The organism is Bacteroides luti, from assembly GCF_900128905.1.
Lineage (GTDB): Bacteria > Bacteroidota > Bacteroidia > Bacteroidales > Bacteroidaceae > Bacteroides > Bacteroides luti.
Genome location: NZ_FQTV01000005.1, coordinates 158,312 through 170,716, shown reverse-complemented (window position 1 = coordinate 170,716; position 12,405 = coordinate 158,312). Strand labels below are relative to the sequence as shown.

The window sequence follows — 12,405 nt, the reverse complement described above, 5'->3', positions numbered from 1 at the left end:
TGGTTAAATCAACTAATTACACTTTTTAGATTAGCTAACTTTATAACTCAGAATATGGTTTATTTAAAAAAATATTTTTCTCTTTGGTTAATTCTTCTTTTAACAGCTCTGTATTCATGTTCTAGCAGTGATCCAGAGGTTCAACCGGAATTAATAGTGGCAAAAGAAGAGCTTACACTTGCCAAAGGAAGTGGTACAACTATGCTTGCTATTAAAACGAATGTAAATTGGACAGCTACAAGTTCACAGTCGTGGTGCACATTGTCTCCTTCTTCGGGTGAAGCCGGTACTAAACAAATTACAGTTGCTGCTACAGAGAATACAACTAACGATACTCGTGAAGCTGTAATTACTGTTACTGCAGGTTCTCTTTCAAAACAGATAAAAGTAACGCAGGAATTAACTAATTTATTAGTGGTAAAGAAAAGTACATATGATGTTAGTGCCGATGGTGGTCAGATAACAGTAGAATTGCAAACTACGGCAGCTCATACAGTAACAATTAATCAGGATTGGATATCTCAGACAACTACCCGTACTGTAACCAATAAAACAGAAGTATTTACTATTGCAAACAATGCTTCTCTTTTTTCAAGAGTAGGTACAATAACTTTCACAATGGCGGGTTTAATAGAAACTGTTACTATTAATCAGGCGGCAAAAAATCTTTTTATTGCTGCCGATAAAACAGGAATGGAAAGCGATGCTTTTGTACTTGCAAAAAAAATATATTTGGGATGGAATTTAGGAAATACGCTTGAATGCACAAGTTCTACTACAACAGGATCTGTTATCAGTGGCGAAACAGATTGGGGTAATGCTAAAGCTTCTAAGGCTATGATAAATGCAGTGAAAGCTGCTGGTTTTAATGCCGTGAGAATACCTTGTGCATGGAACAGATATCTTGAAAATTCAACGAATTATAAAATTAAAGACTTTTGGTTGGCAAGGGTAAAAGAGGTTGTTGATTATTGTGTTTCCAATGATATGTACGCTATTATAAATATTCATTCGGATGGTGGCTGGCTGGATAATAATCCTACTCTCGCAAAACAAGAAGAGGTTACTAAGAAAGAAAAAGCAATATGGGAACAAATTGCTGTATATTTCAGAAATTATGATGAACATCTTCTTTTTGCCGGAACAAATGAAGTGAATATGGGCTCTAATGGTGGAACACCGACTCAGGATAATTACAATGTTCAGATGTCGTATAACCAGACTTTTGTAGATGCAGTACGTTCTACTGGTGGAAGGAACGCTTATCGTAACCTTCTTATTCAGGCATTTAGTACAGATATTAATCAGGCAGTCTCTAATTTAAAAGTTTCTACAGATAAAGTTCAAAATAGATTAATGGTTGAAGTTCATTATTATGATCCGTCACAATTTTGTATATTGGAGAGTGATGCAACCTGGGGCAAGTATTTTGTTTTTTGGGGAGCGGATTATCATCAATATGCAACAGGTGCATTGGCAGGAAGAGCTGCAACCTGGGGTGAAGAAGATCATGTAATATCTCAGTTTGCTAAAATGAAAACGAATTTTATAGATAAGGGTTATCCGGTTATTCTGGGTGAGTATTCTCCTACACGGCGTTTATCGCTTACGGGTGATGCGTTGACTCATCATTTAGATTCTCGTGCTTATTACATTAAATACGTAACAGAGCAGGCTAAAAACTATGGTATTGTTCCGTTTTACTGGGATAATGGCGGAACAGGCGATAAGGGATGCGGTATATTTAACCGTTCAACAACAGTTGCCGAAGATACAAAGGCACTTAATGGCCTTGTACAAGGAGCTGCTGCCGGGAAATATCCATTTTAGTTTTTAAATAAGATTTTATGTTTAATAAATAGAGGAAAGTGTTCCTTAATAGATTAGTTATTATTAGTTGATTAGTAGTGTGAAAGCTGACTTAGTTTTTTTCTGGACAGAACGAAACTAGGCAGCTTTCCCTTTTTATTTTGCGTTTCTCACTATTTCGAGCATCACTTTTTCTTCGTTTTCCCAGCAATATTCTTTAGAAAGTTCTTTTAACCGGACTTTATCTTCTGGCTTATTCTCCCATTCTTTTAGCATTTCAAAAATTACTTTTGCCAGATATTCCGATTCGTAATGAGAGATTAGTTTACCCGTTTGGTGTGTTTTAACAATGCGGGCAATTTCGGGAAAATTAGATGCAAGAACAGGTACGCCATATTTCATATAATCGAATATGCGATTGGGAAGGGAATAGTAATAACTTAACCCCATATTCTCTAAAAGAACAAAACCTAAGTCGGCTTTCTCGGTGTATTGACTAAGTTCTTCAAAAGGAAGCCGTCCGGTGAAAATAACTCTTTCTTCCAATTGTTTTTCCTTGGTCAGTGTTTTCATTTCCTGTAGGAAGTCTCCGTCACCGCAGATGCAAAGTATGCAATTATCAAGATAGGACATGGCATTAATAAGCCAGTCCACTCCACGACCTACGTTTATAGCACCCTGATAGAGCAGTAGTTTTTTTCCTTCGAGCGGAGGCAAAAGACTTATTCTTTTTCTTTCAGCACTATTTATAGATGATGGAGCAGTATCTTTATTGGGAATGTTACGAACAATCCCCATTGTGATTCCGTATTTCTGCTTATAATGCTCTGCAATAGATTGGCATACGGTATAGGAATTCTTTAGGTGAGGGAAGAAGATATCTTCAATCTTTTCCCAGACTCTTTTTACTCCTGGGCGGTTTGCCAGCTCAGGAACTTCAGGAAACAGCTCGTGTGCATCGAAAACCAACGGAACTCTGCATAGCTTAGCGGCAATAAAATTGGCGGGTAGGGCATCGGTATCGTTGCACAGCAGAATATTTTTGCGCTTAAAGAGTAATACAAACAGCAAACGCAGGTTATATTCCAGATAGAAGATGAATTTTTTCCTGAAAAACAGGTTGAAGCGGTAGGTCTGATAGGGGCGATCTAATGGTTTAAGCTCTTTTTTTATACAACCAATCAACAGTACATCATATCCGTTTCGTTGCAACGAAGCCGAAACCTTACCAACTCTCTGATCGGTAACCAGGTCGTTCGACACAGATATAAGGACTCTTTTGGCAATGTTCCTAGGCATGTTATTAGATTCTTGTACAAAAGATTGTTTTCTTTTGTACAGAACAATTCATTCTTCTGTACAAAAGAATGAATTGTTCTGTACAAGGATTTATTCATTATTCGCCAGGTTTTCAGAAAACAATTCCATTTGTTATGAAACCATGGCGAAGTTTATGCCAGCTTACTTTTTTGCGTGCGGATAGTCAATTGTATAATGCAATCCGCGGCTTTCTTTGCGTTCTATTGCCTGACGCATGATGAGATAACCAGTATTTACCATGTTTCTAAGCTCACATATTTCTTTAGATGCTTTTGAACGTTTAAACAGACTTTCTGTTTCTTCGTAAATAATATCCAGGCGGTCCCATGCACGTTTCAAACGGAGATCTGAACGAACAATTCCCACATAAGTACTCATAATCTGCCCCACTTCTTTGGCGCTTTGAGTAATAAGTACCATTTCTTCGGGAGAGCGGGTTCCTTCATCGTTCCATTCTGGAATATTTTCGTTATAAGTATATTGATCGATGGTGCTTAAACTGTGTTTTGCTGCTGCGTCGGCATAAACCACAGCTTCAATAAGTGAGTTCGATGCAAGGCGGTTACCACCATGCAAGCCTGTGCAGGAACATTCTCCAACGGCATAAAGTCTTTCTATTGAAGAGCAGGCATCAAGATCCACCTTTATACCACCGCAAAGATAGTGGGCTGCCGGAGCAACAGGTATATAATCTTTAGTAATGTCAATGCCCAGACTGAGACATTTCTCGTATATATTTGGGAAGTGCTTTTTAGTTTCTTCGGGATCTTTGTGAGTTACATCCAGATAAACATGCTCGTCGCCACGGTTTTTCATTTCGTTGTCTATAGCTCTTGCCACGATATCACGTGGAGCAAGCGAAAGACGTTCGTCATACTTCTGCATGAATTCTTTTCCGTCCATGGTTCTAAGTACACCTCCGTAACCTCTCATTGCCTCAGTAATAAGGAATGACGGGCGGTCTCCCGGATGATAAAGCGCTGTTGGGTGAAATTGTACGAATTCCATATCCTTAACCGTTCCTTTTGCACGGTAAACCATAGCAATTCCGTCTCCGGTTGCTACCAATGGATTAGTAGTAGTCTGGTAAACAGCTCCTACACCTCCGGTTGCCATCAAAGTAACTTTTGCCAGATAAGTATCAACCTTTCCGGTTTTCGGATCTAAAATATAAGCTCCGTAGCATTTAATATCAGGAGTCTGGCGGGTAACCGTAACTCCCAGGTGATGCTGCGTAAGAATTTCAATGGCGAAATGATTTTCAAAGATTGTGATGTTAGGATGTTGCTTTACAGCCTGGATAAGACTATCCTGAATTTCGGCTCCTGTATTGTCTTTGTGATGCAGAATACGGAATTCAGAGTGACCGCCTTCTTTGTGCAAGTCAAAATCTCCCTTTTCAGTTTTATCGAAATCTACTCCCCAGCTGATAAGTTCATTGATTTGAGCGGGAGCTTCTCTAACTACTTTTTCAACTGCCGCCCGGTCACTAATCCAATCGCCGGCAATCATCGTATCTTCAATATGTTTCTCGAAATTGTCTACTAGTGTGTTTGTAACGGAAGCAACTCCTCCCTGAGCGAAATAGGTGTTTGCTTCTTCTAAAGTGGTCTTGCAAATAAGTGCGACCTTTCCTTTATGTGCCACTTTCAGGGCAAAACTCATACCGGCAATACCTGAACCGATTACTAAGAAATCAAACTTCTTAATCATAATTGTATATGTTTAGAGAACACAAAGCTACGAAATAACTTTTTTAATTGTACTTTTCCCGCTCAATAATTAATAAAATTAGTAAATTGCGGCTCGGATAATTGACAATATATATAATGAGTATAGTTATGAATAAAGTATTTACAGCAAGGGTTATTTGGTATCATTATATCTATTTTGTACTTTTATCAGGATTAGCTATTTCCTTTTTTATGGATAATTTTCTTAGTTTAGGAGTACTGTTTATTTCGTGGCTCATCTATATGCTTGAAAAAACATTTCATACACAATATACAATAACTCCAGAACGAACTCTTATTATTTCTCAAGGCAAATTCTTTAAAAACAGAACTATAGCAATTGATGAAATTGAATCTATTGACGAATTTTATAAATTAAAGCTTGCTGGTATTTCCGTTACAGAATTTATATTGATAAAACACAAAAAAGAATACTATTCTCTGCTTCCTGCAAAGGAAAAGAAGGCGGAGTTATTTCAGTTACTGACAAATAAAGAATAAATTAACCATTACCGATCAACTACTATGAAATACGATGTTGCTATTATTGGAGGAGGTCCGGCAGGATATACAGCTGCCGAACTTGCCGGAAAGGAAGGATTGAACGTAGTCCTTTTTGAGAAACAAAACTTAGGTGGCGTATGCCTTAACGAAGGTTGTATTCCTACCAAGACATTACTGTATTCGGCTAAAGTTTACGATTATGCGCGTCATGCATCAAAGTATGGCGTAACTGTTCCTGAATCTTCTTTCGACTTGAGTAAGATTATCGCCCGGAAGTCTAAGGTGGTGCGTAAACTGGTGCTTGGAGTAAAATCAAAACTCACAACCAATAATGTTACAATTATAACCGGTGAAGCAAAAGTAATTAATAAAAGCACGGTTCAATGCAATGACGAGACTTACGAATGCAGTAATCTGATTCTTTGTACAGGTTCCGAAACATTTATTCCTCCTATTCCGGGAGTGGATCAGATAAACTTCTGGACTCACCGGGATGCCCTCGATAATAAAGAACTTCCCGCTTCTTTAGCTATCGTGGGTGGTGGTGTAATAGGAATGGAATTTGCATCTTTCTTCAATAGTCTGGGAGTAGAAGTTACTGTTATTGAGATGCTCGATGAGATTCTGGGTGGAATGGATAAAGAACTTTCTGCTTTACTTCGGGCTGATTATGCAAAGAAAGGGATTAAGTTCCTTATTAGTACAAAAGTGCTGGCATTTGAGAATGCAGGGAATGGGACAACTGTTATCTTTGAGAATCAGGAAGGCAAAGGAAGTATTACAGCCGAAAAGATTTTAATGAGTGTGGGTCGCCGACCTGTTACTGAAGGCTTCGGTTTGGATAATCTTCCCCTCGAAAGAACTGAACGCAGATGCATTAAAGTTGACGAATACATGCAATCTTCTGTAGAAAGTGTTTATGTTTGCGGTGATTTAACAGGATTTTCTCTTCTTGCTCACACAGCCGTTCGGGAAGCAGAAGTTGCTGTTCATCATATTCTTGGGAAACAAGATAAAATGAGTTATCGTGCAATTCCCGGTGTGGTTTATACCAATCCGGAAATAGCAGGAGTGGGACAAACAGAAGAGAGTCTGCAATCGGCAGGTATTGCATATAAATCTATTAAACTCCCAATGGCATTCTCCGGCAGATTTGTTGCCGAAAATGAAGGAGTAAACGGAATGTGCAAAATGCTGATTGGTGAAGACGGCACTGTTCTTGGTGTTCATGTTTATGGTAATCCTGCATCTGAGATTATAACTCTTGCAGTGATGGCTGTTGAATTGGGATTAAAAACGGAGGAATGGAAACGTTTTGTTTTTCCACATCCTACTGTTGGCGAAATATTTAAGGAGGCTTTATAATGAAACGTACTTTTTCCATATTGTTTTTTGTGTTCTTTTGTCAAGTACTAGTCTTTGCACAGCCCGAGCTGAAGGCAAAACTCGATAAACTTTTGGAAGAAGATTTTTTAAAAACGTCTGAAGTCGGTATTTCTGTTTACGATCTTACAGATGGCAAGTCCCTTTATACTTATCAGGAAAATAAACTTTATCGTCCGGCTTCCATTCAAAAACTGATTACGGCAATAACCGGACTTTCAGTTCTTGGTCCGGACCATTTCTTTTCTACAACGTTTTACCATACCGGTAAAATAAGAGATGGAGTTTTATATGGCGACCTTTATTTGGTAGGCGGACTTGATTCAGAGTTTATTGATCCCAGTATGAACGGGCTGCTGAGAATGCTAAGTCAGTCGGGGATAAAAGCAGTATCCGGTAAGTTTATTGCAGATGTTTCAATGACCGACTCTCTATACTGGGGTGCAGGCTGGTCGTGGGATGATGCACCCTATTCTTTTCAGCCCGAAATATCTCCTTTAATGCTTCAGAAAGGATATGTTGAGATCTTAGCTAAACCTGGGAAAAAGGGGGAACCTGCAGAGTTAGTCTGTACTCCGGCTTCCTCATATTATACAATTAAAAATCAAACGTTAAGTGACAATCCAGAAAAAGAAGAGCTTAATGCTTCTCGGAATTGGATGGAAAAGGAGAATAATATTCTGGTTACGGGAAATGTACAGTCCGCCAAACGTTTACGAATAACTGTATCTAACTCTGCCAATTTTTTTATGCATACCTTCATGGAAAGAGCAAAGGAGAAAGGAATTCAACTTCCCAACTATGTATATGGCGAACTTCCTAAGGATTCATCAGCGGTATTCTTTGCCCGACTTTCTCATCCCTTTAGTCTGGTACTTCAGCGTGCCATGAAGAATAGTGATAACCTTTCTGCCGAAGCAATACTATACAACACTGCATTGAAAGAATCAGCAAAAAAGCATCTGAGTCGCGAAGATGGAGTGAAAGTAATTCAAAGAGTTATTTCAGAACTAGGGCTCAACCCCAAGGATTATAATCTGGTTGATGGTTGTGGAGTTTCTTTATATAATTATGTTTCTCCTGAATTGCTGGTTGCCTATCTTAGATATGCCTATTCACAGAAACCGATTTTTGATGAATTGTACCCTGCTCTACCAATTGCCGGAGTAGATGGAACACTCGGCGGACGAATGAAAGAAGGCAAAGCATATAAAAATGTGCATGCTAAAACCGGATCGGTAACTGGTGTAAGTTCATTGGCCGGTTATGCAACAGCATCCAACGGTCATATAATTGCTTTCTCTGTTATTAATCAGAATGTTATGTCAAGCGCTAAAGCAAGAGCATTTCAGGATAAAGTCTGTGAATTGCTTTGTGAGTAGAAACAATCTCCTGAAATGAAAGAAGCGTTTTTATTTTGTTGAAAACCTAAGGGATAAAATGGGGTTGTCCAAACAGTAGGATAACGCTTTTCTATAAGTATGAAAAACTCTAAAATAGAGAGAATAATTGTAGTATTTCCAAGCTTTTTATATGTAATTTATTATCGATTTGGGTTTTAATATTTTACATAATTAATTCATTGTCATAAATGGTTATATATGAAGTAAATACATTTAATAGATTAACTGTATAAATAGCTTTTTTCACTTTGCGAGGGCATTTTATTGGTTTTATTTGTAAGGTTATATAAATATGCCCAAAATTTGGTTCTTTTTTTTCCTCCTATATAGTGCTTAAAATCAATCATGAAACACTTTTTAACTCGTTCTTTCTGTTTTTCAGAGAAACTATAAAGGAAGTTTTCTGACAATCCGTTTTATTTTTTAAGCTAATTGCTTGATTATAAGCCGCGGGCTTTTTTATTTCACCCCCTATAAATACAGAAAAAAGAAGAATAATTCCGCGCAAATAAAAAGGGTACCCTTTTGGGGTACCCTCATAAATATAAATCGTTTAAATACTATTCGTAATCAGCCCAGTTTACAGCTTTCATATCTCCCTTTTTTGCCAGTGCAACATGGAATGCAAGAGCCGCATCAATACGGTGAGGAGTATGTCCCTTATGTCCTTCTCCGGCAAATTTAAGATAATCCCAAAGAAGTTGTTTGTAATCAGGATGAACGCAGTTTTCAATGATTGCCTCTGCTTTTTGAATAGGACTCTTACCTCTCAGGTCGGCTACTCCTAACTCAGTGATAATAATGTTAACAGAGTGTTCGCTGTGATCACAATGAGATACCATTGGAACAATAGCACTGATGTTTCCTCCTTTGGCAACAGATGGACAAGTAAAGATAGACATATAAGCATTGCGGGTAAAGTCTCCCGAACCACCAATACCATTCATCATCTTCGTTCCGCCAATATGAGTAGAGTTAACGTTTCCATAAATATCTACTTCAATTGCAGTATTTATACTGATAACTCCCAGACGGCGTATAATTTCCGGATTATTGGAAATCTCAGCAGGACGCATAACTATCTTATCCTTGAAGAAATCGATATTATTATAAATGGTTTGCAAGCATTCATCTGTTAATGTTAATGAGCAGCAACTTCCGAATTTAATTCTTCCTTGCAACATTAAGTCGATAACAGAATCCTGAATAACTTCAGTATACATCTCGAATGCAGGTACATCCATATCTTTTCCCAATGCTCCTAAAACTGCATTAGCTACATTACCTACACCCGATTGAAGTGGAAGGAAAGTAGAAGGAATACGTCCGGCTTTCAATTCTTTTGCCAGAAAAGCTGCTACGTTATTTCCAATTTGAGTAGTTATTTCATCGGCAGGATCAAAACCACGTGCTTCATCAGGAACATTTGTTTCAACAATACCAACTATTTTTGCAGGATCTACTTGTACATAAGGAAGACCGATGCGGGTTGATGGAGTATATACAGCCAGTTCTTTTCTGTAAGGAGGATCCAAAGGTTCATACATATCGTGCATACCTATCAGTCCTTTGCTATGATGGCTGTTTAGTTCAATAAGAATTTTATCGGCTAAGCGGCAATATGTAGGAACATTTCCACCGGCTGTAGTCACATATATTTTCCCATCTTCAGTTACTTCGCAAGCTTCAATAATAGCTACATTTACTTTTCCCATGAATCCGTAACGAACCTGTTGCGCCATTTCAGAAAGATGAAGATCCTGATAATCTATCTCTCCAATATTGATGGCGTTTCTCATAGATTTGTTTGTTTGATATGGAGCACGGAACTTAATTGCTTTGGCTCTTGTTAGTGCACCATCAAGAGAATCTCCTGAAGATGCTCCTGTAAGTACTCCAATACTGAAAGGATTTCCTTTTTCATGCTCAGCTATCGCTCTTTCTGCAATAGCAGCTGGTATAGCTTTAGGTGCACCTGCAGGTGTAAATCCACTGAATCCAACGTTATCTCCATCTTTAACGAAGCTGGCAGCTTCTTCTGCGGTAATAAACTTTAATGACATAATCTTCAATAGTATAATTTCAAGTTAAATTAAATTTTTTAGTACTTTCTTTGAATTATTTCTGAATAGATAATAGCCCGACGCACATCTTCTATTGTATTAAGCTGGATGTCGGGAGCATTTTCTAGTATTTCATTCTTTAGAGAAATATCTTTTTTATCTTTATGGTCTGCAGTTGCAGTTTGTTTGTTTGCAGTTGAAAGATCCACATTTTTCGGAGATGGATGAATAGATACATTTACAGGCTCCTGCTTTAATGGACTAACCTTAGTCTCATCAACTTCGAACCATTTTTCCCAATTATCTAAAATAGTATTTCCTTTTTTATTCTCCGGTTCTGAAGGAACTACTGTTGGTTTCTTATTATTTTTATCATTATCTGCCTTCTCCTGTGTACGGATTTTGGTTACTATTGCTGCAATAACTGCAACAACAACAATTATGTATTGAAGAAAATCATCCATGATTATATTTAAATTTAGTTTTCAAAGATATGAATTTAAATTGATAGTATTACAGAAATCGGACTAAAAAACAGTCTTTTTAAGAGTTCCGTTTCTTTGTGTTTATTGCAATATTAACTAATTAATACTTTGGTAGTTAATTGTTCTGTTAACTAATTTCCCCGACTAATATCTAGAATATGTAGATGAGGATTTTATATAATTCTTTTTAAGAATTCCTTATAAATGTAAGTTTATGCATTTTTTTTAAGTGCCGCACTACGTAATTGCTTTAGAAGACGTATCTTTGCGTCCAAATTTTAAATTGTAAGATTATGAATGAAGTAACAGGAGCAGACTTTAAATCTGCAACTGATTTTGAGAACAAAAAATTGTTTATCGAAACTTATGGCTGCCAGATGAATGTGGCAGATAGCGAAGTAATTGCGTCAGTAATGAAGATGGCAGGTTACAATGCGTGTGAAACCCTGGAAGAAGCAGATGCTGTTTTTATGAATACTTGTTCGATTCGTGATAACGCTGAACAAAAGATTCTGAATCGTCTGGAATTCTTTTATTCTTTAAAGAAGAAAAAGAAACATCTTATTGTTGGTGTATTAGGCTGTATGGCTGAAAGAGTAAAAGATGATTTGATAGAAAATCATCATGTTGATCTTGTTGTTGGTCCAGATGCCTATTTAACTTTACCCGAACTTATCGCTTCTGTTGAAACAGGTGAAAAAGCCATGAATGTAGAACTTTCTACTACTGAAACTTACCGCGATGTAATTCCTTCACGTATTTGTGGTAATCATATTTCAGGATTTGTTTCGATTATGCGTGGTTGCAATAATTTCTGCACTTATTGTATTGTTCCTTATACCCGTGGACGTGAGCGTAGCAGGGATGTAGAAAGTATTCTTAATGAGGTGCGCGATTTAGCAGCAAAAGGTTATAAAGAAGTTACATTACTGGGACAGAATGTAAATTCGTACTGCTTTGAAAAAGATGGTGAAACCATTACTTTCCCTACACTTCTTCGTACTGTAGCTGAAGCTGTTCCAACTATGCGTGTACGTTTCACTACTTCTCATCCAAAGGATATGAGTGATGAAACCTTGGAAGTAATTGCTCAGGTACCAAATGTATGTAAACACATTCATTTACCGGTACAAAGTGGAAGCTCAAGAATTTTGAAGCTCATGAACCGGAAGTATAATCGTGAGTGGTATCTGGAAAGAGTTGCTGCAATAAAGAGAATTATCCCTGATTGTGGATTGTCTACCGATATATTCTCTGGTTTCCATTCTGAAACAGAAGAAGATCATCAGGAGTCTCTTTCGTTAATGAGAGAATGTGCTTATGATTCTGCTTTCATGTTTAAATATTCAGAACGACCAGGAACTTACGCTTCTAAAAATTTAGAAGACAATGTGCCTGAAGAAGTAAAGGTGGCCCGATTGAATGAGATTATAGAATTACAGAATCAACTATCGGCTGAAAGTAATAAGCGTTGTATTGGCAAAACTTATGAAGTCTTGGTAGAAGGTGTTTCTAAACGTTCTCGTGAACAGCTTGTTGGTAGAACAGAACAGAACCGTGTGGTTGTATTTGACAGAGGAAATCATAGAATTGGTGATTTTGTTAAGGTCACAATCAATGAAGCAAGCTCTGCTACCCTTAAAGGTGTTCTGGCTGAATAATTCATATTTACTAGAATAATAGCATAATATAAACCGGCAATCAA

The 12,405-nt window shown here is 37.5% G+C and carries 9 protein-coding genes; 5 read left to right on the top strand and 4 right to left on the bottom strand.

Annotated elements, in window-relative coordinates; genetic code table 11:
- The first annotated feature begins 54 nt into the window (after positions 1-54).
- Positions 55-1,830: a cellulase family glycosylhydrolase gene (locus tag BUC21_RS06350; RefSeq protein ID WP_073400350.1), complete on the top strand. Its 1,776-nt coding sequence runs from the start codon at positions 55-57 to the stop codon at positions 1,828-1,830.
- A gap of 135 nt (positions 1,831-1,965) precedes the next feature.
- Here BUC21_RS06350 and BUC21_RS06345 read toward each other — a convergent pair whose 3' ends face one another.
- Positions 1,966-3,108: a glycosyltransferase gene (locus BUC21_RS06345; RefSeq protein WP_073400348.1), complete on the bottom strand. Its 1,143-nt coding sequence runs from the start codon at positions 3,106-3,108 to the stop codon at positions 1,966-1,968.
- A gap of 162 nt (positions 3,109-3,270) precedes the next feature.
- Positions 3,271-4,842 carry an L-aspartate oxidase gene (gene nadB / locus BUC21_RS06340; protein WP_073400346.1) on the bottom strand — a complete coding sequence of 524 codons (1,572 nt, stop codon included), beginning with the start codon at positions 4,840-4,842 and terminating at the stop codon, positions 3,271-3,273.
- Between the two features lie 128 nt (positions 4,843-4,970).
- On the opposite strand from nadB, the gene BUC21_RS06335 reads away from it, so the two are divergent.
- Genes BUC21_RS06335 through dacB form a run of 3 tightly spaced genes read left to right on the top strand, consistent with a single transcriptional unit; the run spans position 4,971 to position 8,131 of the window.
- Positions 4,971-5,363: a PH domain-containing protein gene (locus tag BUC21_RS06335; protein WP_175550487.1), complete on the top strand. Its 393-nt coding sequence runs from the start codon at positions 4,971-4,973 to the stop codon at positions 5,361-5,363.
- A gap of 24 nt (positions 5,364-5,387) precedes the next feature.
- Positions 5,388-6,731, top strand: a complete 1,344-nt coding sequence (gene lpdA, locus BUC21_RS06330) for a dihydrolipoyl dehydrogenase (protein ID WP_073400342.1) — start codon at positions 5,388-5,390, stop codon at positions 6,729-6,731.
- Positions 6,731-8,131 (top strand): D-alanyl-D-alanine carboxypeptidase/D-alanyl-D-alanine endopeptidase, encoded by a 1,401-nt coding sequence (dacB, locus tag BUC21_RS06325; protein WP_073400340.1) that lies wholly within the window; start codon positions 6,731-6,733, stop codon positions 8,129-8,131. Before lpdA ends, dacB begins: the two co-directional genes overlap by 1 nt.
- 581 nt (positions 8,132-8,712) lie before the next feature.
- Here dacB and BUC21_RS06320 read toward each other — a convergent pair.
- Complete coding sequence (locus BUC21_RS06320) at positions 8,713-10,215, bottom strand: butyryl-CoA:acetate CoA transferase (protein WP_073400338.1); 1,503 nt, start codon at positions 10,213-10,215, stop codon at positions 8,713-8,715.
- 38 nt (positions 10,216-10,253) lie between these two features.
- Entirely contained in the window at positions 10,254-10,679 is a 426-nt protein-coding gene (locus BUC21_RS06315) for a hypothetical protein (protein WP_073400336.1), read from the bottom strand.
- A gap of 314 nt (positions 10,680-10,993) precedes the next feature.
- On the opposite strand from BUC21_RS06315, the gene miaB reads away from it, so the two are divergent.
- Positions 10,994-12,361 carry a tRNA (N6-isopentenyl adenosine(37)-C2)-methylthiotransferase MiaB gene (miaB, locus tag BUC21_RS06310; protein WP_073400334.1) on the top strand — a complete coding sequence of 456 codons (1,368 nt, stop codon included), beginning with the start codon at positions 10,994-10,996 and terminating at the stop codon, positions 12,359-12,361.
- Positions 12,362-12,405: the final 44 nt, after the last annotated feature.